Genomic DNA, 20,326 nt, shown 5'->3' on the forward strand with positions numbered 1-20,326 from the left:
TCCCCTTCCTATAAACCTACATAGCGATTTTTCCATGTGACAGTCACTTTGGTGTTGATGCTGTCATTGTTGCTCGTATAGCTTAATATGTTGCTGCCCGGTTCCAATTGCCAGAAGGTACTTGACAAGTCAATGTAGTGAAAAGCATTGGCGCCATTGATTTTGACATACTTTTCACCGAAGGCTGTTGAAATATTGAGCACATCAACAATCCCTATTGACCGATTAACCTTTATTACTCTCCCTGTTGTTTCATTTGTAACTGTTGGGTTAATCGCTGGTCCTTTAAATTCAATTTGAACGGGAGTGGCAACATCCCCTTTGTTGAACGCCTTTCTTTTGAAACCCCGATTAGAGAATGAAGTCGGTAGTTTTAATCCAAATTGAAAGCCCCCCATGAGATACGACATTTCACTACTTTCCACATACGGATCCTGCCAGAATGGTTGGTGACAAAGAAGGTTCAGCAGAAATTTTTGATAATACAATCCTTTGCTGCCTTGTCCAGTTGGGAAGATGGGTGTAGATTCTGCGATTCCCTGTATCTCCATCATCGACTCACCACGATAATAGGTCATGGTTACTTCTCCCAACTTTGGATTCAACACCTCTTGCATACGTCGTCGTGCTGCATAAACTTCAACAGGATTATTTTTTGTGACAATCATCCCTTCCATCGTGATGCTTCTATTTTCCAATGTGTTGTCGATATAAGTAGAGCCATCTTGCTTTGGTGCTTTTTGGCTTTCAATCGTAACTGGGACTTCCGCAGCACCGTCCAGCATTTCTAAAAAGTAGGGTGCCTGGTTTCCTAAAATAATCGATTCCCCGTTTTTATTCGTAATCATGATTTTTTCCACCAGCATCCACCTACCATTCCAAAGCGAGCTGTCTGGAAGCATTTTTAATTTGTTTCGCTGTTTCAGCAGGGGAAAGAGGGGAAGGACTATTGATGGTAATATGCTGCGTGACTCCTTTTCCGTGCCCCATGATCTGTTTTGTTTCAAAATCGTTATAAATGCGAGATCCTCTCGGCAGTGCCACGAGTTCTGGACCGAGTTCACCTACCATTGTAAGACCCCCTTGGAAAAAGCTCGTACCACTAAAATTTGCCGCAGGTTTATCAGAAGAAAAGACGCTCTTTACTTTTTCCACAATACTGAATACTTTTTCTTTCACACTCATCGCATTCCATTCTTGGATTTTTTCAAGCCCCTCTGAAATTTTCCCCTTTACTGAGTCAATGCTATCCTGCACAGAAGTCTTAACGGATTCCCACTTTTCCTTCGCAGAGGTTTTCACTTCTTCCCATTTCGCAATGATGTCTTCTTTCATTTCCTTAGCTTTTTTGGCGACATCGTCCTTCATCACTTGCCATTTGGATTTGATTTCCCCCGTTTCCCAGTCGACCTGATTCACATGTTCGTTTGCTTGGTTTTTCGCTTCACTGACCACATTTTGATGCATCTGTTCTGCTTTCGAGATGGCTTCATCCCGTTGGCGAGTAGCTTCTTGAATGAGCCTATCCGCTTGTTCTTTGGAGATGGTGCCGGCTTCATCCCGTTGACGGATAATTTCTTTGACGACTTCATTGTACTGATCCTCAGCTGCTTGAATCGCTCCGTCTTTCTGCTTCAGACTGTTTTGCACGACCTCTACCGCCTGTCTTGCCGTCAGTTCCCCGGCTTGGGCTTTCATCCGTTCCATGATGGCTTTCGCTTCTACCTCATTTTCAGAGAGCACTTGAATACCGGTATTCACCATCTCTTGTTGGATCGCATTAATTTCTTGTTGTTCCGCTTTTGTTAAAGCCCTTTTTTCATTCGATGCAGTATTAAGAATCTCTTTAATCCGTGCCTCTCCATCAGCGACTTCCTGTTTTTTATTTTCATAGCCTTTTTGCATATTCGCTAGAATCTCTTCCTGTTCTGCTTTAGAAAGGGAGGTACTGTTATCGACAAACCCTTGAATTTTGGCAAGAGCTTCTTCGTGGTGCTCACCCAATCCAACTTGAATCTGTTCTGCCATTTGTGAAAAATTACCGGTGATGGTCTCGGTCATTTCTTTGGTAACTTCTTGACCACTCCAAGCGAGTTGATTTAAGGCCAAGGTAGCTTCATCATTCAATTCCATAAACCCGCCAACAGCTTTTTTGGTTGCATCTGATACCTCATCACCAAACAATTCAACCGCCGGAATGCTTTCTTTGCTTAAATGTTTATATAAAGCAACACCTGCGACAGTTACCGCAGCAATCCCCAACACCCATGGGTTGAGAAGCAAGGCTCCCGCTTTCGCCGCCATTCCTGCAGCACCAAATCCTGATGCCACACCACCGGTTGCTGTTGCAGCCGTAGCTGCACTAAGGGAAAATTTGCTGAACAAGCTAACAATGGAACCAAGCCCACCAACGAGCTTTCCACCAATAAGTAAAAGGGGACCAATCGCTGCAGCAAGGGCTGCAACTTTGACAATCGTTTCTTGGGTTTTAGGACTGAGATTCGAAAACCACTCAACGGCTTGTTGTAGCTTTTCAACTAACTTTTGCAGATGGGGAACAAGAATCTCAAAGATCTGAATCCCTACACCTTCCAAGGCAGACTTTAACTTTGTCATTTCGCCTTGAAGATTATCCTGCATCGTATCTGCCATATCTTTTGCCACACCGTTGTATTCCCTTGTTGCATCAGTCAGCTTTTCATAGTCTTCCTCACTTGCATTAATGATGGAAAGCATTCCGGCCATGGCTTCTTTTCCAAAAATGGTGGCAGCATATTGCGCTTTTTGTTCCTCAGAAAGACCAGAGAATTTTGTTCTTAATTCATCCATCACATCTTTAAATGGAAGCATCTCGCTATTTGCATCGGTAATAGAAATACCTAAAGCACCCATGGCTTTTCCCATTTTTTCTGTCGGATTTGCTAAGTTGGCTATCGCTGTTTTCAACGATGTCCCGGCTTGCGAACCCTTGATTCCGGCATTTGCCATTAAGCCTAAAGCAAGAGCGGCATCTTCTGCAGAATATCCCAAGGAACCAAAAAGGGGAGCCACATATTTAAACGACTCCCCAAGCATAGCTACATTCGTATTACTGTTAGACGCAGCACTGGCAAGTAAATCTGCAAACTCCCCAGCTTGTTTAGCCTCCATTCCAAAGGCGGTGAGGGCATCGGTAACAATATCGGAAACCAAACCTAAGTCTTCGCCACTAGCAGCTGCAAGCATCATAACTCCGTCCAACCCATCAAGCATCTGGTTTGTGTCCCAACCGGCCATCGCCATGTACTTTAATCCTTCACTTGCTTGTGCGGCTGAGAACTTGGTGGTTGCGCCCATTTCTTTTGCCTTTTCTTCTAATTGGCGCAAGTCATCACCAGCCGCTCCGCTAATCGCTTGCACTTCACTCATGCCTGCTTCAAAATCAGAACCGACTTTTACAGCGGCAGCTCCCAAACCAACAAGAGGTAAGGTGATTTTCTTCGTGAGATCTTTCCCGACATTTTCCATCTTCTTACCAATTTCTTGCATGGATTGCCCAATTGGTTCTAGAGTTTTTCCAAGTTTGTACCAACTGGAAGCTTGCATCGCAATTTCTTGGTTGACGTTTTTTAAGTCCTGTTCCATCTGGGCTAATTGCGTTTTGGCACGATTTAATTTGATTTCGAGTTCTTGTGTAGCTTTCGCATGCTTGCCTTTTGTTTCCACTGACTTCTGATGGGCGGCTTCTAGGGCTGTGACTTTTTGACGCTGAAGTTCGGTTTGCTTGGTTAAGCTACCCGATTTTAGTTTTAAACCCTCTAGCTCTTTCCCGTGTTTTCCGAGTTCGGTACTTGCAAGTCGAAATTCCGATTGCACCTTTTTCATCTCACGATTTAAGATGCTGACGCCATTTTGAAAACCAGTGGAGTCCAATCCCACAACAACATTTAATTGCCCGATTTCTTTTGCCATTTGCCTCACCACCTTTTGGGCATAAAAAATACACCTTAGCCGAAGGTGTTATAAAATGTGATCGATATACACTTTTTTAGAACTGTGTTTCTTATGAAGCAATTTTAAGTAATACATGATGTCCATGGAGTCAATATCATTTAACGTCCAACCTTGATCAAGAAGGGCGACATAAAGGCTGTCTATAAAATCCTGGGGATCCATGGCATTCCCCTCTACTCGTTTTTTCCTTCACCAGCCGTTGACTCTGCCATTTGTCCCACCACTTCATTGATGCATGACGTGATTGTCGGGATTAATGATTTCGAAGATAATCCATCGTAAAGTTCATCACGAGTAAACTGATTGGAAAATAACTCAACAATGTAATCCACTAATTGATCCAGTTCTTCTGGCGAGATACTTTCAAAGTTTACTTTTTTAGAAACTTCAATCGTTCGCCTGACCATGCGAGCACTAATAAAGCCGGCCGTATATGTTTTATTCTTTTTATCAATCTTCAGTGCAATCTCCATTATTACATTCCCACCTCTGCCGTATCTCCAGGAACTTTGTCAAACCATGTTTCCGCTCCTAGAAAATCTTCACTGTCCTCATCTGCTGTGCGTTTCCATTCCCCGTCATGGATGCGAGCCATAAAGGTAAACGTCACTTTAGGTGTTTTTGGTTCTACGTTGTCCTTTTTGGTGGAATAGTCTTCTGCCATCGGTTGAGCAACTCCTTTTAAGAGCCACACATACCGATACTTCCCGTTCGACTTTAGGCTCTTAAAGCCTAATGCCACATGGGGTGGAATGTCTGTCTTGTTTTCCACTAGCACCCCTTCTTCGATTTTGTTTCCTAGTATTTTCGCCCGCACAGGAAGAGGCAAATCCGCCGTTTCCACTTCCACATCGATTTTCCCTAATGCGGAAATAGACTCCCAAAGTTGATCATCGGCATACACTTCCTGCGTATTGACCGTCGGGTTGATGGTGGCATTAATGGCTCCAATCATTTCACGGGTGGCTTCATAGGTGAGCGTTTCTTTTGAATCCTCTGTAAGAATCGCAAAATGTAAATCATTTAATCCGACTTGTGCCATTTACAGCACCTCCTTATTGAATTGAAAGCGCATCGCTTTATGATAAACACCGACATCTGTTTCATAGAAATCATAATAGCTTCTCTTGGTAAATCCGGCGGCGAGCATTTTTTGATGTACAGTACTGGCCAAATCGGTATAATCGTCCTTCGACCAGATATCGACTTGTACATAATAGCCCGTTATTTTTTCTTTATCGTCGGCATGTTGTTCTCCCTTTTCCAAATACGTAAAAAAGGTGATATAGGGAAAGGTCTGTCCACGATAGTGTTGAAAGGAAACGGGTACACCCACATCTTGTAGGGCTGTGAAAATTATTTTATTGATATTCATAGTCCCAGTCCCTGTTTCAGCTGCTTTTTGATCTCAGCCATGGCCTGACTTTTAGAAGTTTCATAGCCCCTAGCCATGAAAGGATTGGCTTTCATTTTGACGGTGCCAAATTCCACAAACTTCCCGTACCAGCCGTCTTTATCTGGACCAATTTCAACACGTTTCTGGTCACCGGTTGTTTTCACTCTTGATACGGTTATGCTTTTTTTTAATGTTCCACTTCTGATGGGTGCTTCACTCTCAATTGCACTTTTAATGACATCACCTGCTTCACGTAAAGCTTTATTTTCAATCCTTGCCCCACGTCTACCCAATTGTTCTACTTCTGTGAGCAAGCTTTCAATCCCCTCAACTTTAAGTTCAGCCACTTTCCCTCACCTCCACCGCTTTCATTTCCATGTACCGTTTTTCGTATTTGATATGATCAACGGCAGTGATGTCGTAGGCTTTTCCTTGAAATAGTATCCGCATGGATGAGTCAACGCCTTCAAGATGGCGAATCATAAATTTCACCGTATTTTCTGCTTGAACAGCAGCTGCAGCGAAATATTCTCTCCCATGAAGATTACTAACCGCCGCCCAAACGGTTTGAACATCAACCCATTCCTTCATTTCAAACCCGTTTTCATTGATGGTCGTGGTGAGTTTTTGAACGGTCACTCGATGTCTTAAATCCCCCGGATTCATTCCACCACCTCCGGGTAACAATAGGTAAGCTGGGCTAACATGCTGTCAATGACCGGTCTCATTTCTTCTCCAACCCGCCCGACTGTTAATTCCCGGTTTTCATACCAGTCGGTGACTAAGGTCAAACAAAATAGCCGGGCGAGGTCATTCGTGCTGTCAAAAGTTTGACCGGTGGCATTTTTCAAATATATCTCAGCGGCATTGATGAGCGATTCGATTAAAGCATCTTCTTCAGCATAATCCACCCGCAGGTATTTTTTTGTTTCTTCCAATGTAATCATCAAATCGATTCACCCCTTAAAAGGGAAAGAAGCGGGAATGGCCGCCCCTTATGTTCCAGTTGAAATGGTGATTTGCCCAAATACGGCGGCTTCACTGTCCCACTTCACACAGTCATCGCGGGTGATGGTTCTTAGTTCGGTCGTATCCCGCCTCCAAGCATCACCGCCAATATTCGTAGATGCCAGTTCGTACATTCCCCGGTTAAACAACACCATCAGTTCTTTAAAATTCCCTACGATAAACGGTGCTTTCACTGTGGTGGATCCGGTGGAAGGTAAGGTTCTGTTGGCGACCACCACAATGGGACGACCTTGAAACAGATTCTTACCCGGTTGGGTGATGTCGTCTTGCAGAAGTGGCCTGTTGTTGCCGTCTTCTTGCTCGTCCAACCACTGGAAGCCGTCTTGGTTAGTAATAATGGTGCTGGATAAGCTAATGGCTGGATCTAAATCCACATTAAGCACTTTCTTCATGGCCTTCATATCTGCTAGGCTCTTTTTACTTAGCGTATTTAAGATTGCAATAATCAGACTGTTCTTTGTGACCACATGCTTTTTGGCAATCCAGTTAGATACATAGCTTAAAATATTCTGATCTGTGTCCTTTAAAAGCTCGTTCGTTAATGGCAAAAAGCCAGCTCGTTTAATGAGCTGATACGTCACCGGAGTAAACTTCGGGTTGTCCATTTCCCCAATTTCCCCATACTCATCTACTACCGCAAAGGGCACCATGTCTTCATCTTTCTCCAGGACTCGGGAGCCAGATAACGTGTTGACCGTTTCCATCCGGATGTGTTGGGATAAATCGTTCATACTCCTCATGATGTCATGGATTCTCGTTTGAATATCTTCGGGAACGATAATGCCCATATCGCCATCGGCATCGGTACTTACGCCACCCTCATGCATCGCAGCCCGGTACTCACTAACGATGCTGTGCTCATCGGCAGAAATTCGCTGACGGCGGAGACCCTTTAAAAATACCCGCTTATATTCTGCTTCCAGTTCGGTATCCGTAAGGTTGTGAGTTCGATCTATAGGGGTGGCATTATCAAGGTCATGTTCTTCTAATGCCCCCAATTCCTGCTCTATGGCCACTGCCTTTTGTAATTCCCGTACGTCTTCCATGGCTTTTTCCGCATCAAGCACGTTGTTTTCTCCCAGTAAACTGCGGACTTTTGTTTTCTCCGTTTCCAATGCCTGTAGTAGTTCACGTAATTTTTTACTCAAAGTAAATCGCCTTCCTTTCAAAATAGAAAAGGAGCCTTTACAGCTCCAATTCAATCGCTATTTTTTCTTTCAGCAGTTGGTGTTCTTTGTCATTAGGTTTTGACTTCGTTAGAAACTCTTTTGGAGTGTTTTTGTATCTGGTCAACAAGGTTTTATCCATACTAGCTGCCAGTTGTTTTTCCTCTTCCACCACATCGCAAAACCCATATTCTTTGCACTCGTCTGCCGTTAGCCACGTCTCCTCATTCATCAGTTCAACAATTTCATCCTTTATTAAAGCAGAGCGTCTTTCATAAGCGGCAATTAAACTTTCCCCGATTTTATCTAAATCATCAGCCAGTTTTCTAAACTCCGCCGCATTGCCAATGCCAAAAGTCCAAGGATGATGGATCATCATCATGGCATTTTTGGGCATAAAAATCGTATCGCCTGCCATAGCTATGACACTTGCGATACTTGCTGCTAGACCGTCGATATATACATTTTTATGGGCTGGATGTCGCTTTAACATGGAATGAATCGCTTGACCTGCGAACACATCTCCGCCTGGGGAATTGATGTAAATGTTTAATGTATCCATATCCCCTAACCCATCCAAGTCAGCTTTAAATGTTTTGGGAGTGACTTCATCTCCCCACCACGTTTCATTGGCGATGTCCCCGTAAAGGGTTAATTCTCCGGTCTTTTCATCTAAATTTTTAAAGCTCCAAAACTTCTTCACTTTCTTTGGCATGTTCATCACCACCCTTCCGATATTGTTCACCCGCCATTTCTATGGGCATCATATTGCCGTTGATTAACAGCCGGTCACCACCATCTTTTGCCTCCATTTCTTCTAACGCTCTCACTTCATTCGCTGTCATAAAACCGGACTGGATGGCGATGCGATAGCCTTCGTATCTTGTTTTCGGGTCGGCTCGTAAAATGGCATTGACGTTGAATTTAATATAGTAACCTGCGTCTAGCTCTTTTTGAGTGAACAGTTTATAGGTCAGTTCCTGTTCGTAGCCGGTGAGAATATCCATTAAGGTGTCGACATAAAATTCCCGCTGTTGGTGTTCCACGTTGGTGTGGGTCGCTCGGTCTAAATCATTCAGCTGGTGATTTTTGACACCAAAAGCAGCGGCAATTTGTTTAACGGTTAGTTGGGTGTTCTCTAAAAACTGGGCATCAGCCATGGTTAAGCTCAAAGGTTGGAATTGATAACCCAAAGGGAGTAATGATACCCGGTTTGCATTTTTCAGGCCACTGGCCATTTGTTCAAATCGTTCTCTAAATACCCGTTGCGCTTCCGGGTTTAAATCTCCGACATAGTGGATGATGCCTTTCGTTTGCAGCCCCGTTTTAAAGCTATTATTCAAATACCGACTGGCGGCTCCGGCGTTTTCGATGGTGTTTCTAAGTTGGGTTAAGGGAGTCATGCCCACAATGCCATCACTGCTTAAACCTTTAAAATGCAACATTTCGTCCGAGTCAATGCGGTATTCTGTGCCTTTATCGTCGGTGTAGACGTACCACAGTTTCCCTTTACCGGGAAGCAGCCCAACATCATCCATATATATTTGCACCTTTGTACTGTCCAAGGGGTAAATCCCTGTGACTTTGCCTGCATTTCTACCTTTGGTTTCAAATTCCAGCCAAGCATATGCATTTCCAAAAAGATGACGCTCGACTTCCAATGCTTTAAAAAAGTCTCTCGCATTCATCCAAGGATTTGGCCTCATCTTTAAGAGCGGGGTGAGGTAATGGTCTACGGTACCGTTATGTAAATAGACCTTCACCGGCAACTTCCCCACGCTATCTGCTAAAATGCGGATACAGGCAAAAACGGTCGCTTCTTTCAGGGCATTTTTCCCCCGGTAGTTCATTTCATCTGTTTCAATTCCTAGTATTTCTAGAAGCCTTCGGTCGTTTATTTCTAGCGAATCCGGCACCACTTTTGCTTTTGGACTAAAGAATTCCTTTACTTTACTAAGCACTCCCTCACCCCCCCTTATCGCCACAGTTTGTCCAGTGTATCCCCGGAGGAAAACTCGTTTAAATCAAAGTGGTTTTCGTTTCGAATGGCGCGATCTAACGCCATAATCATCGCCACTGCACCATCAATCTTTTCCGTAGACTTTTCTTTATCCGGTTTGATATTTCCCGCCGGATCCGTTCTTACGTGAATGTTATCCATCATCCAGCTGAGTGCCGGGTTTCCCCCATGGGCGATTCTTTTTTCTAGTGTAAGTTTCATCAGTTCTTTCGTAGGTGGTGACATATCTTTATACCCTTGTCCGAAGGGAACGACCGTAAAGCCAGCCCCCTCCAGGTTTTGTACCATTTGAACGGCACCCCAACGGTCAAAAGCGATTTCTTTAATGTTGTAATCCTGCCACAGTTCTTCGATAAACTTTTCAATGAATCCGTAGTGAATGACATTTCCTTCGGTGGTATTGAGAACCCCTTGTTTTTCCCAAAGATCATAAGGAACATGGTCTCGCCTTACCCTTAGCTCCATGTTCTCTTCCGGGATCCAAAAGTAAGGAAGAATAGAGTACTTATCATCTTCTGGTATGGGTGGGAAGACTAAAACAAATGCGGTGATGTCAACCGAGCTGGAAAGGTCTAAGCCGCCGTAACATAAGCGGCCTTTTAGTTTTTCAGGATCAACAGGTAAAGCGCATTTTTCCCATTGGTGCATTGGCATCCATCGGACGGATTGTTTCACCCATTGGTTCAATCGTAACTGCCGGAATAAGTTCTCCTCCGCTGGGTTCTCCTTTGCACTAATAAAAGCGGCTCTTACTTTTTCGATATCAATCGTATGATCTAGCGAAGGGTTCGCCTTATACCAGTTCTTTTCATCTGTCCAATCGTCATCATGTTCAATTCCATAAATAACCGGATAAAAGGTAGGGTCATGTTTCTTTCCTCTTAAGATATCCTCTGCTTTTTGATGAACCTCATAACAAATCGAATGCCGGTCATTCCCAGCGGTTGTAATCAAAAAGAAAAGTGGTTGCTTTCTCGCATCACCACTTCCCTTTGTCATCACATCATACAATTGTCGATTTGGCTGAGCATGGAGTTCGTCAAAAATCACACCATGAACATTCAGACCGTGTTTTGTAAAAGCTTCTGCAGATAACACTTGATAAAAACTTCCCGTTGGCAAATAGACAAGTCGTTTTTGCGAAAGCACTGGTTTCATTCTTTTCTTTAATGCCGGACTTTGATCGACCATATCTACCGCTACATCAAATACGATGGATGCTTGTTGGCGATCTGCCGCACACCCGTACACTTCGGCACCCCATTCTCCGTCTCCACAAGTCAAGTAAAGAGCAATAGCCGCAGCCATTTCAGATTTCCCGTTCTTCTTTGGAACTTCTACATAAGCGGTATTATACTGACGGTAACCGTCATCTTTTACAGTGCCAAAAATATCTCGGACAATTTTATCCTGCCAAGGGAGAAGGTCAAAAGGAACGCCATGCCATACCCCTTTTGTATGCTTGAGATGATTGATGAAAGTGACTGCCCGTTCTGCTTTCTGTATATCAAACATCTCATTTCACCCTCAGCAATTCTTCCATCGGATCATTGGATTCCGTTTGTACGGTATCGACTTGAATGCGTGTCCTTGCGGCAGGGGTTAATCCAAATTCGGAACAGAAGTCTTTCATAATTTTCAGATACGTCTGGGCAATCGACACTTGTGGCACTTGTTGGATATAACCCGATGGTGTTTTAAAGATTGTGCCATGTTTGGTTAAAAACTCCTCTGCTTCTTTCCATCTTGCATAAGCCTGACAATAAGCGGCAAAGGCAGAGGCATCCACTTGTGTTAAGACACCGATGGCTTCTAACGTTTTCACCATTCGCTTCCATTCTTTTTTTGCTTCCGGTTCAAGCCATGACGGACAGCGGGGAGCTTTCTTTTCTGGCTTTGGTTCATTTTCATTTAATGGGCGTTTGCCCGGATTGCCTTCTAATACTTTTAATGCGGTTGGTTTTGGCTTTCTTCCTCGTGTCGCCATGCTTTTCACCTCCTGTTTTTTCTCAAAAGAAAAAGGCCTGAGTGGCCATTATGTTTATCGTGATTTAAACCGGTGTCGGGGAGTCTTTCCACACTTCCATTTTGAATGTCCCTTCATCCAGCATCCAGCATACTTGCCCATCATCCAGTTTCAAGATAAGAATGCCCGGGAGCGCATAAATCTGTTTTTCATCATATCCAGACTGAAGCAGTTCTTCTTTCTGTTGCATCAAAAGCCGCATAGCGCGAATCGGGTCAACTCCGCCTTGTAAAAGTTGGGTATGGCATCGTTCCATAATCATCACCTCACGATAGATTTCGCCGCTGTTTTGGCGTAGTCTATCTATCACTCTACCGGCACCTTATAGCAAGCATTTAAGCGGTTATTACCAACTCTTTATAAGGGATTTTCTCCCCGCTTCTATGTAAGTAAATTTCATCTTCACCCGCAGATTCCACAAATCTTTTCACGATCACATCACAGTATTTTTCATCCAATTCAATCGCAAAACAGATTCGACCCGTTTGTTCACTTGCGATTAAAGTGGATCCGCTTCCCGCAAAAGGATCAAGGACAATACAGTTGGTCATACTGCTGTTTTGAATCGGGTAAGCCACGAGAGGCACCGGCTTCATAGTTGGATGAAGTTCCGATTTCGTTGGTCTATCGAAATTCCAGATGGTCGTTTGTTTTCGGTCGGCATACCAGCGATGTTTTCCGGTCGGCTTCCAGCCATATAGGATGGGTTCATGTTGCCACTGGTAATCACTTCGTCCAAGAACTAAGGATTGTTTTGCCCAAATACAAACATTGGAAAGATGAAACCCCGTATCTTTAAAAGCCTTTCTAAAACTTAATCCTTCCGTATCGGCATGGAAGATATAAGCACCTGCACCGTCATCAAGGGCTGTATAAATATTTTTAAAGGCCGCCAGTAAGAAATCGTAAAAGTTTTGATCTTCCATGTTGTCATTTTTGATGACACGTTCATTATCACTTCCAGCCGTGTAATTTACATTGTACGGCGGATCGGTCACACAGAGATTGGCTTTCTTGCCGTTCATTAACTTATCGAAATCTTCTCGCATGGTTGCATCTCCACAAAGTAGTTTGTGTTTTCCAAGCAACCAAATGTCTCCCGACTTTGATATGGGATCCTCGATTTCCCCAAGTACGGCATCTGGGTCAAAATCATCATCCTGTACACCTTTGTCATGTACTTTGGAAAATAGATCTTCGATTTCAGCCGCACCAAAACCTGTGAGCGAAACATCAAACATGGCTTCATCTAGTTCACTAATCAAATCAGCTAATTTCGGTAAATCCCAATCTCCGCTGATTTTATTGAGAGCCACATTTAATGCTTTTTCTTCTTTTTCGTCCATATCAACCACAACACAATCGACTTCAACAACACCTTGATCAACTAAAATTTTAAATCGTTGGTGCCCGCCAATGATATGACCAGTTCGTTCATTCCAAATAACTGGTTCAACATAGCCAAAGGTTTCGATAGAACGCTTCAGTTTTTCATATTCCGCGTCTCCCGGCTTAAGGTCTTTTCGTGGGTTGTACTTAGCTGGATTTAGTTTTTCCACTGCAACTTTTTGTATATCCAATTGACATCACCTCTTTTCCTGAATTGCGATTTCTTTGTTTCTTTGTTATAATCATTTCAAAGAAAGTGGTTTCTTTTGAGCATTACTTGCGTATACTAATAGGGAGGTGGCCATTGTGTCCACAATTTCATTGGAGCGTGATCAGATGGAACGTAAAATCATCAGTGTTTCACAAAAGCGACAAATCACACTACCTCTACCTTTTTACAAACATCTTGATTTAGGGAGTGAGGTAGAATGCTCGTTGGAAGACGGCGCTATTGTCATTCGTCCTTTGCAAAATAACAATATGGAGTTCTCTGTTGAAATCTTAAAAGACTTGGTTTCACAAGGACTATCCGGCCAAGAGCTGGTTAAACAATTCGAAAAAGAAAGCAAAGGAATTAGGAAAGCTGTCACAACGCTAATCGAAGAAGCAGATGCCATTGCCTCTGGAGAAAAATCCTCCGCTTCTTTTGACGACATCTTTCCAAATGAGTAAGACAAATGTATGAAATTCGATTTACAGCTGCAGCCAAGCGCTATCTAAAAAAACTCAAAGAGAAACCACTGAAAGATGCGTTTAAGGACTCACTAACTGCACTACGTGAAAATCCTTACCTCGGCAGTCCTAAGCAAGGTGATTTAGCAGGCGTTTACGGTTACGATTTAAAATATAAAGGTAACGCCTATGAAATTGCTTATACCATTTATGAAACAGACGGCAAACTGATCGTTGTCGTACTGGCTGGCACACGCGAGAATTTTTATGATGAGCTGAAACGTTATCTAAAGTAGCTTATGATAGCTACTTTTTTGTTGGTATTAATCAGACTTTTCAAGGTATACAGACCGATACCCCCACCCCTGAATTATGCGACTTTTTGCGTGAAGGGGGGCGGCGGTCTAGGGCTGGCAAAGGTTTAAAGATTTCTACCCGCCCTAGGGGGATAATAGCCGTACTCCTGATATTGGTCTTCCGTTCTGGTCTTTCGGTCATGACACTTTTTGCAGAGTGCTTGCCAATTTCCTACATCCCAAAAGGGCTGTTGGTCTCCTCGGTGGGGGATGATGTGATCCACAACCTTGGCTGGAGTAACCCTACCTGATTTAATACAACGGACACAGAGTGGGTTGACTTTTAAGTATTGCTTCCGAGCCTTCTGCCATTTGTAACCGTAGCCTCGGCTGGTAGCACTACCTCGCTCGTGCTTCTTTTGGTGAGTGAGGCAGTACCTTTTGTCTGTTAGCTCTGGACAACCGGGTTGGCGGCACGGCTTCTTTGGTTTTGTTGGCATTGTCTATCACCTTTTTATTTTTATCTTTGACGCAACTAGGGAACAGGCAATACACCTTTTTAGGTGTCAGCCTAGTTCCCCAGACGCAACGTTTGCATTTCATTTTTGTTCAGCTCCTGTTTTTGGGCATAGAAAAAGCCCAGGAGGGTTTAATCCTCAAGGGCTTATGTCATCAAGAATGCTGCGTTTCCCGGAAGTCGGAGCGATCTATCCCTAGGCATATTCAGACAGCATCTGGTGCTCTTGATTTTTCTATACCTTTACAGTTTATATCATAAACCACTAGGATACTGACATTCAATGACATTCACTGACAATTTCTAATCAGTTCAATTTCTTTTAATGTTTTGCCGTGGAGCCTAAACGCCGTTCTTACTTCAAAACTTAATTCCCGAGCCACCTCTTCCCATGTCTTGCCGTTGATATACCGCATCTCCAGCAGCAGCTGACAGGTGGGGTCATCCACTTGGCTGATGGTTTCCATGATTTCAGCTTTTAAATCTACCAACCTGTCAATGTCCTCGTTGATTTCTTTTTCCAAATCCACAATCTTTGCGATGGTGTTTTCCATATGGCTTTTTGTGATATTACCCCCGGAGACCTTTTCTTCTGTCAGGTTGGCATTGACTTTCATAGCCAGTGTCCTCAGTGTTTCTAATTGTTCCATCTTGCTGTTGATTCTTTGATCAAGCCACAGGGCTTGAGATAAATATTCTTTGGCGTTCATGTTACTCCACCTCCAATTGACCACCGTAGTAGGTTTTAATAATGTCATCCCTTTGATCTGCATCAAGAGTGTAAATCCGCGCCAGTGCCTTTTTTTGATCCAATCGATATTGAACTTTGCTTTTATAGAAACTGCAGCCTTCACACTGTTTTACTTTCAAGGCTGTGCAGCTGTTTCGTTTGTATGCAAAACAATCCTCCATCATCAGCCCACCTCCCGGTCTATGTTTTTTATCCTGGCCTTCACCGCTGCAATCAGGGCGGTTTGGGTTTGATCTTTTCTTTTAAGTGAACGCATCACATCTTCATCAATGGTACCTTTGGTAATGATATGATGAATAACAACGGTATTCTTTTGCCCCTGCCGCCACAGCCGGGCATTGGTTTGCTGGTAAAGTTCTAAACTCCAAGTAAGACCGAACCAGACAAGGGTTGAACCCCCGGACTGTAAGTTCAAACCATGTCCTGCTGATGCAGGATGAATGACCGCAACTGGAATTTCGCCATTATTCCATCTCTTGATAGAACTGGTGCTATCCAGTTTCTCCGCTGGAAAACGGTTTAAGATCCTCTCTAGGTCATGCTTAAACCAATACGCCACCAGTACCGGTTTGCCATTGGCGGCTTCAATTAAATCCTCCAAGACGTCAAGCTTTTTATCATGGATCTTTACTACTGCACCGCCATCATCATAAACTGCACCATTTGCCATTTGTAAAAGCTTATTTGATAAAGCTGCTGCATTGGTTGCTGTGATTTCTTCATCTTTCACTCTAGCGATTAAATCCTTTTTCATAGTCTCTATTATTTTCATTTCCTTTTCTGAAAGCTTAACTTCCACTTCATTTATGACAAGATCTGGTAGTTTAAGATATTCAGAACTCTTCATGCTGATGGTGATATCTGAAATGTTTTTATAAATGGCTTCTTCTGCTCCGGGTTTTGGCTTATAGGAAAATATGATCTGCTGGTTTCGTTTGTCCGGCAGGAAATATTCCTCTCTGTATCTACCGATAAATCTTCCCAGCCTTTGACCTAAATCAAGGAGCCTGAACTCAGCCCATAAATCCATAAGACCGTTACTTGCCGGGGTGCCGGTTAGCCCAACGATCCTATTAACCTTGGGTCTTACTTTCATCAGGCTTTTAAACCGTTTAGCCCGGTGGGACTTAAATGAAGATAATTCATCAATGACCACCATATCAAAATCAAAGGGGATACCGCTTTTAGAAATAAGCCATTCTACATTTTCTCTGTTGATGATATAAACTTGGGCTTTATTCATTAAAGCTACTTTCCTTTGGGTTTCCGTCCCCACAGCCACTGCATATTTAAGTCCTTTAAGGTGATCCCATTTTTCTATTTCAGCCGGCCAAGTATCTCTGGCAACTCTTAAGGGAGCTATGACTAGAACCTTACGGACTAAAAAGCTGTCCAGTGTTAAGTCAAAGATGGCAGTTAGTGCAATCAGCGTTTTACCCAAACCGCAATCTAAAAATAATGCTGCTATCGGGTGGTTTAGTAGGTAGTCCACTGAGTATTTTTGGTATTCATGAAAATCACATATCACTGCCATCACCTCCTATTAAGGCCTTCATTATCTTTTCAATCTCTTCTATCTCATCGAGGCAAAACACCAAAAACCCTAGTTTTTCTAACTGTCTTTTTCGCTTTTCCTGCAAAGGTCTTAATCTCTTGCCCGGTGCTTTAACTTCCACAAAGGCAATCTTTCCTTTTGGCAATAACACCAAACGATCAGGCATTCCATCAAAGTTGGGACAGGTAAGTTTTGGTGCAATTCCTCCAATTTCTTTGACTGCCTGCACTAGTTTTTTTTCTAGATATTTTTCAAGCATCTCCTACCTCCTTAGCGTCAGCGATAACTAGGTGTGCAGGTCGTGCAAGTCATCTATATAACTTTATATACAGTCTATTTTTTTAAGCCTTAAGAAAGGTTTATATATAGACCTTCACGACCTGCACACTTAAGGCAATAAAGCTATTCAAGAAATTCTGACTTAAGCCTTAAACCCTTGATAATTACACCTTTGCGAGTTTTTTGTCTTGTAAACTCTGCCAATTCCAGTGCCGTGTAGAAATCTGCTGTGCTTCTCGTGTATTCACCGGTTCTAATGCAAAAGGCACGATATTCTTCATATACTTCACCGGATTTTGCAGTAAATTCTTCCCCAAGCTCGCAGCACTCATTAAGGAAATGAGCCAACCAATCATTATTTTCTTTATAGGCAGCTATGGCATCTTTGACTTTTTGTGGGGGGTCTATCTGGTACTCATCCTCTATTACTCTTTTCGCACCCTCGATTATCCAGGCGAGGATAGCACCTCCCGCCTTCTCAAAAAGATAGTCCCCATAATTTTTAATATCCTGTTTGCCTTCAATCTTTGCTGCAAAGGGAATAACAATGAGCCTTCTCCAGGTGCCCTTATCAATGGCACCCACCTTAGGCAGATGATTGGTGTATAAAACCAAGGTATGGCTTGGAATATAGCTAAAGGGATCTTTATATTTTTTCTCTGCATATATTTCATCAGTGGAGCAAAGCTGTTTAATATTGGAGGTATTAAGCCGCATGCCTTCTTCCATTTCTGCAGCAATAAGCAGCCTTTTACCCTTTGCTTCAGCCAGCTCTGGTTTAACATTCCTCCTGCAGCCCACTGTCAGCATATCCGCCGAGATATTACCGCTATAGGTACCAAGAACTCTTGAGATCGCGTTCCAAAAAGTCGATTTACCATTACGACCTTCTCCATAGGCAATGATTAAAGCTTCCACATAAACCTTGCCAATGGCTGCAAGTCCCACTATTTTTTGCACATAATCAATTAAATCTTTATCTTTTAAGAAGAAAGTATCTAGCGCATCCCCCCACTTATCCAAACCCCCATCACTGGGTTCTACGGCAGTTTCTTTAGTAATGAAGTGACTAGAATCATGCTCCACTTTAGTGCCCAGCCTTAAATCATAAGTAGCTTTTGGTGTGTTTAATAGAAATTCATCCGTATCAAGATCAGTTTGTTTTATCTCAAGCATTGGCTGGGCTTCTCTTAAGGATGATGCTATATACTTTGAGTCCCTGCGTTTAATGGCATAATTCCTATAGGTATTGGCAGCTTCAAACATATTAAAGGCGAGGGATTGCTGTTTATTAAAAGCACTTGCTGCTTTCTTTGCTCCCATTGTTGCCAAAAGCTCAGTTGCACCGTTTTTTACCATCTCCGCCATGGCTTTTTTCATTTCAGCTTCTGCTTCTTCCAGTTGTCTGGTGGTAAGCTCCTGGGCTATTGCTTGAGCCTTTGGTTTTGACTCTTCCCAAAAGCTGCCATTATAGACGATGAAATCTGTAGCAGGGGAGTACCTGAGTTTCTTTTCATACTCCCTTGCTAAAACAACTGCCTGCCCAACATCGGAAAAATCAGCAGGCTTTAATGGGCTATTAGAGTTGTAGACCTCTGGTGGGATATACCCGGTTTGTTTAGCTACCTTTTTTCCAAAGCTTACCGCACTGTTCCAGATAAGTTTTAACTCACTTTCGTCGAGTGGTGGACTACATTTTTCTGCTTGTTTTAGAAACTGGGAGTAAGCTTCTGCGGTATTGCCAAATCGCTTTATAATTCTTCCGGCATAGTGGGACATGGTACTGTTTCGTTTTCCTTCCGGTATTTCTTCTAAAGCTTTATCCCAGTCAGCGAATCTTGTATCTTCTAAAAGCTCTTTAATACTCACGCTGCCTTCAAAAAACTCCACTTCTTCATTGTCTGTACCGAAAATAAACCTGGCGCTATCGAGGGCATTTGTATCAAAGAAGGGAAAGTTTGATGCAATCTCCTGTTTTAGCTTTGTATATTCATCCCGGCTAGAAGTTTCAGGAATCATAAAATATACATGAAACCTGGGTCTTGGTGATTTACTCCCCTTTTGCTTCATATGGTTTCTGCTATAAGATATGGCGTATGCAACCCTTGGAAAAGCCATAGCAACATCTAGGGAACTCACCCAATCCCCCGGATCATCTGAATGGTCATTATCACAATCAAGGACGATATTATCCGCTTTTATAAAATTGGCATTGCTTCTGTAGTTGTCTTTATACTTTGCACTTACATGGTCAAATTTGATTGCTTCTATAAATGAGCTTTTATCTTTAATGACTGCCTTCTTAGGATAAAGGCAGTTTGAGAGATTCCCTTTATAGTCAGCTGTATACAGGGTAAATTTCATCATTAGTCTCTCACCTCCGTTCAATCAGTGGCAAAATGTCATGATCCTTCAGAAGCTCATAAATAAACAAACGCCCTTTCTGAGTCCAGTAGGTATGAACCTTTGAATGCATCGTTCCATCGTTTCCGAGATAGCTATGTGTCTTGGTTACGGTGTAACCATGCCGGGCATATTTCTGATACAGGAGCCAGATTTTTCCCTGGCGGAACTGAACGCCGATACCATGAAGATATTTATTAAGCCAGCGACCGGACTTCCCATAATCCTTAGCAATTGTTGTGATAGCCACCGCATCCTTGCAATTAAGCACCACATCGTAATAACTGGCTTTTGGTTTCATCTCGGCAATCTGTTGTTCCTGAATACTGATGGCGGCCGCTAGCTTCGCATTTTTTTCACGTTCGGCTTTAAGCCCCTGTAATGCCTTAATCCATAGATCGGGATTAGTAAGCAATTCGTCTGCGGCATATAACCCATGCTTTCGAATAGAAGGAAGAACCTCGTGGGTTACCCAACGCTTGAACTTCTTCAGTTTTCGTTCTCTCTCTGAAATATACTGATCACTCATGCCTCTTGCTTTTGATGGCTGCATGGCAAATAATAATGAATAAAGCCCCGGTTCATTGACGGTGGCTACTCGTTGCACTCCACCAGGGGTAGTCATTTGCGTATACCCCTTTTCATCATCATCGAGGGATTGCATGGCACGATTTCGATTGGTTTCCCCAAAAACATCACAGACATCTTTTGCAACCCACCAAATTTCACCGTCTTTTTGAACGGTACGTACTTCCTTGTCTTCATAGTTGAAAATAGTCAATTCGTTCATCTTAAACCTCCAGCATACAGTTGTAGAGCAATAAAACTTGCCCT

24 protein-coding genes are annotated in these 20,326 nt (G+C 43.0%); 2 read left to right on the forward strand and 22 right to left on the reverse strand.

Annotated elements, in window-relative coordinates; translation table 11 throughout:
* Positions 1–8 precede the first annotated feature (8 nt).
* The 15 genes from M3212_RS09580 to M3212_RS09650 form a co-directional block, all read right to left on the reverse strand.
* Positions 9–860: a phage tail family protein gene (locus tag M3212_RS09580; protein ID WP_251193742.1), complete on the reverse strand. Its 852-nt coding sequence runs from the start codon at positions 858–860 to the stop codon at positions 9–11.
* A gap of 10 nt (positions 861–870) precedes the next feature.
* Entirely contained in the window at positions 871–3,951 is a 3,081-nt protein-coding gene (locus M3212_RS09585; protein WP_251193743.1) for a phage tail tape measure protein, read from the reverse strand.
* A 215-nt stretch (positions 3,952–4,166) separates the two neighbouring features.
* Positions 4,167–4,466: a phage tail assembly chaperone G gene (gene gpG, locus M3212_RS09590; protein ID WP_251193744.1), complete on the reverse strand. Its 300-nt coding sequence runs from the start codon at positions 4,464–4,466 to the stop codon at positions 4,167–4,169.
* Positions 4,467–4,468: 2 nt separating this feature from the next.
* The gene (locus M3212_RS09595; RefSeq protein ID WP_251193745.1) at positions 4,469–5,035 is read right to left on the reverse strand and encodes a major tail protein; all 567 of its coding nucleotides are present in this window, start codon (positions 5,033–5,035) and stop codon (positions 4,469–4,471) included.
* Positions 5,036–5,368, reverse strand: a complete 333-nt coding sequence (locus tag M3212_RS09600) for a hypothetical protein (RefSeq protein WP_251193746.1) — start codon at positions 5,366–5,368, stop codon at positions 5,036–5,038.
* Positions 5,365–5,736, reverse strand: a complete 372-nt coding sequence (locus tag M3212_RS09605; RefSeq protein WP_251193747.1) for an HK97-gp10 family putative phage morphogenesis protein — start codon at positions 5,734–5,736, stop codon at positions 5,365–5,367. Before M3212_RS09605 ends, M3212_RS09600 begins: the two co-directional genes overlap by 4 nt.
* Entirely contained in the window at positions 5,729–6,055 is a 327-nt protein-coding gene (locus M3212_RS09610; protein WP_251193748.1) for a phage head closure protein, read from the reverse strand. Before M3212_RS09610 ends, M3212_RS09605 begins: the two co-directional genes overlap by 8 nt.
* Entirely contained in the window at positions 6,052–6,339 is a 288-nt protein-coding gene (locus M3212_RS09615) for a head-tail connector protein (RefSeq protein ID WP_251193749.1), read from the reverse strand. The genes M3212_RS09610 and M3212_RS09615 overlap by 4 nt, the downstream gene beginning before the upstream one ends.
* Positions 6,340–6,384: 45 nt before the next feature.
* Complete coding sequence (locus M3212_RS09620) at positions 6,385–7,566, reverse strand: phage major capsid protein (protein WP_251193750.1); 1,182 nt, start codon at positions 7,564–7,566, stop codon at positions 6,385–6,387.
* Between the two features lie 37 nt (positions 7,567–7,603).
* Positions 7,604–8,299: a head maturation protease, ClpP-related gene (locus M3212_RS09625; RefSeq protein ID WP_251193751.1), complete on the reverse strand. Its 696-nt coding sequence runs from the start codon at positions 8,297–8,299 to the stop codon at positions 7,604–7,606.
* Positions 8,265–9,545, reverse strand: a complete 1,281-nt coding sequence (locus tag M3212_RS09630) for a phage portal protein (protein ID WP_251193752.1) — start codon at positions 9,543–9,545, stop codon at positions 8,265–8,267. The genes M3212_RS09625 and M3212_RS09630 overlap by 35 nt, the downstream gene beginning before the upstream one ends.
* Positions 9,546–9,559: 14 nt before the next feature.
* Positions 9,560–11,119 (reverse strand): terminase large subunit, encoded by a 1,560-nt coding sequence (locus tag M3212_RS09635; protein WP_251193753.1) that lies wholly within the window; start codon positions 11,117–11,119, stop codon positions 9,560–9,562.
* Between the two features lies 1 nt (position 11,120).
* A complete protein-coding gene (locus M3212_RS09640; RefSeq protein ID WP_251193754.1) occupies positions 11,121–11,591 on the reverse strand; it encodes a phage terminase small subunit P27 family in 471 nt (156 codons plus the stop codon).
* Positions 11,592–11,655: 64 nt separating this feature from the next.
* Positions 11,656–11,940, reverse strand: coding sequence for a hypothetical protein (locus M3212_RS09645; protein WP_251193755.1), 285 nt, complete (start codon positions 11,938–11,940; stop codon positions 11,656–11,658).
* Positions 11,941–11,965: 25 nt separating this feature from the next.
* Positions 11,966–13,210: a site-specific DNA-methyltransferase gene (locus M3212_RS09650; protein WP_251193756.1), complete on the reverse strand. Its 1,245-nt coding sequence runs from the start codon at positions 13,208–13,210 to the stop codon at positions 11,966–11,968.
* Positions 13,211–13,355: 145 nt separating this feature from the next.
* Here M3212_RS09650 and M3212_RS09655 point away from each other — a divergent pair, with 145 nt between their 5' ends.
* Both M3212_RS09655 and M3212_RS09660 read left to right on the forward strand, forming a co-directional pair.
* Positions 13,356–13,691 (forward strand): AbrB/MazE/SpoVT family DNA-binding domain-containing protein, encoded by a 336-nt coding sequence (locus M3212_RS09655; RefSeq protein ID WP_251193757.1) that lies wholly within the window; start codon positions 13,356–13,358, stop codon positions 13,689–13,691.
* A 5-nt stretch (positions 13,692–13,696) separates the two neighbouring features.
* Positions 13,697–13,987, forward strand: a complete 291-nt coding sequence (locus tag M3212_RS09660; RefSeq protein ID WP_251193758.1) for a type II toxin-antitoxin system RelE/ParE family toxin — start codon at positions 13,697–13,699, stop codon at positions 13,985–13,987.
* A 125-nt stretch (positions 13,988–14,112) separates the two neighbouring features.
* On the opposite strand, the gene M3212_RS09665 is transcribed toward M3212_RS09660, so the two are convergent.
* From M3212_RS09665 to M3212_RS09695, 7 genes are all read right to left on the reverse strand, one after another.
* A complete protein-coding gene (locus tag M3212_RS09665; RefSeq protein ID WP_251193759.1) occupies positions 14,113–14,487 on the reverse strand; it encodes an HNH endonuclease in 375 nt (124 codons plus the stop codon).
* A gap of 307 nt (positions 14,488–14,794) precedes the next feature.
* Positions 14,795–15,214: a DUF1492 domain-containing protein gene (locus M3212_RS09670; protein ID WP_251193760.1), complete on the reverse strand. Its 420-nt coding sequence runs from the start codon at positions 15,212–15,214 to the stop codon at positions 14,795–14,797.
* A 1-nt stretch (position 15,215) separates the two neighbouring features.
* Positions 15,216–15,419, reverse strand: a complete 204-nt coding sequence (locus tag M3212_RS09675; protein WP_251193761.1) for a hypothetical protein — start codon at positions 15,417–15,419, stop codon at positions 15,216–15,218.
* Positions 15,419–16,783 carry an SNF2-related protein gene (locus M3212_RS09680; RefSeq protein ID WP_251193762.1) on the reverse strand — a complete coding sequence of 455 codons (1,365 nt, stop codon included), beginning with the start codon at positions 16,781–16,783 and terminating at the stop codon, positions 15,419–15,421. Before M3212_RS09680 ends, M3212_RS09675 begins: the two co-directional genes overlap by 1 nt.
* Positions 16,773–17,069 carry a VRR-NUC domain-containing protein gene (locus M3212_RS09685; RefSeq protein WP_251193763.1) on the reverse strand — a complete coding sequence of 99 codons (297 nt, stop codon included), beginning with the start codon at positions 17,067–17,069 and terminating at the stop codon, positions 16,773–16,775. The genes M3212_RS09680 and M3212_RS09685 overlap by 11 nt, the downstream gene beginning before the upstream one ends.
* 143 nt (positions 17,070–17,212) lie before the next feature.
* Positions 17,213–19,456 (reverse strand): phage/plasmid primase, P4 family, encoded by a 2,244-nt coding sequence (locus M3212_RS09690; RefSeq protein ID WP_251193764.1) that lies wholly within the window; start codon positions 19,454–19,456, stop codon positions 17,213–17,215.
* Positions 19,457–19,463: 7 nt separating this feature from the next.
* Complete coding sequence (locus M3212_RS09695) at positions 19,464–20,282, reverse strand: phage antirepressor (protein ID WP_251193765.1); 819 nt, start codon at positions 20,280–20,282, stop codon at positions 19,464–19,466.
* Between the last annotated feature and the right edge of the window lie 44 nt (positions 20,283–20,326).

Origin of the sequence: Halalkalibacter oceani, assembly GCF_023715705.1 — a bacterium.
Classification (GTDB): Bacteria; Bacillota; Bacilli; order Bacillales; family Bacillaceae_D; genus Halalkalibacter; species Halalkalibacter oceani_A.

What these genes read in the sequence shown, in the direction of transcription:
- M3212_RS09585 (WP_251193743.1), bottom strand. Translation starts at nt 3,951, where the DNA reads ATGGCAAAAGAAATCGGGCAATTAAATGTTGTTGTGGGATTGGACTCC.
- gpG (WP_251193744.1), bottom strand. Translation starts at nt 4,466, where the DNA reads ATGGAGATTGCACTGAAGATTGATAAAAAGAATAAAACATATACGGCC.
- M3212_RS09595 (WP_251193745.1), bottom strand. Translation starts at nt 5,035, where the DNA reads ATGGCACAAGTCGGATTAAATGATTTACATTTTGCGATTCTTACAGAG.
- M3212_RS09600 (WP_251193746.1), bottom strand. Translation starts at nt 5,368, where the DNA reads ATGAATATCAATAAAATAATTTTCACAGCCCTACAAGATGTGGGTGTA.
- M3212_RS09610 (WP_251193748.1), bottom strand. Translation starts at nt 6,055, where the DNA reads ATGAATCCGGGGGATTTAAGACATCGAGTGACCGTTCAAAAACTCACC.
- M3212_RS09625 (WP_251193751.1), bottom strand. Translation starts at nt 8,299, where the DNA reads ATGCCAAAGAAAGTGAAGAAGTTTTGGAGCTTTAAAAATTTAGATGAA.
- M3212_RS09635 (WP_251193753.1), bottom strand. Translation starts at nt 11,119, where the DNA reads ATGTTTGATATACAGAAAGCAGAACGGGCAGTCACTTTCATCAATCAT.
- M3212_RS09640 (WP_251193754.1), bottom strand. Translation starts at nt 11,591, where the DNA reads ATGGCGACACGAGGAAGAAAGCCAAAACCAACCGCATTAAAAGTATTA.
- M3212_RS09655 (WP_251193757.1), top strand. Translation starts at nt 13,356, where the DNA reads ATGGAACGTAAAATCATCAGTGTTTCACAAAAGCGACAAATCACACTA.
- M3212_RS09660 (WP_251193758.1), top strand. Translation starts at nt 13,697, where the DNA reads ATGTATGAAATTCGATTTACAGCTGCAGCCAAGCGCTATCTAAAAAAA.
- M3212_RS09665 (WP_251193759.1), bottom strand. Translation starts at nt 14,487, where the DNA reads ATGCCAACAAAACCAAAGAAGCCGTGCCGCCAACCCGGTTGTCCAGAG.
- M3212_RS09670 (WP_251193760.1), bottom strand. Translation starts at nt 15,214, where the DNA reads ATGAACGCCAAAGAATATTTATCTCAAGCCCTGTGGCTTGATCAAAGA.
- M3212_RS09675 (WP_251193761.1), bottom strand. Translation starts at nt 15,419, where the DNA reads ATGATGGAGGATTGTTTTGCATACAAACGAAACAGCTGCACAGCCTTG.
- M3212_RS09685 (WP_251193763.1), bottom strand. Translation starts at nt 17,069, where the DNA reads ATGCTTGAAAAATATCTAGAAAAAAAACTAGTGCAGGCAGTCAAAGAA.
- M3212_RS09690 (WP_251193764.1), bottom strand. Translation starts at nt 19,456, where the DNA reads ATGATGAAATTTACCCTGTATACAGCTGACTATAAAGGGAATCTCTCA.
- M3212_RS09695 (WP_251193765.1), bottom strand. Translation starts at nt 20,282, where the DNA reads ATGAACGAATTGACTATTTTCAACTATGAAGACAAGGAAGTACGTACC.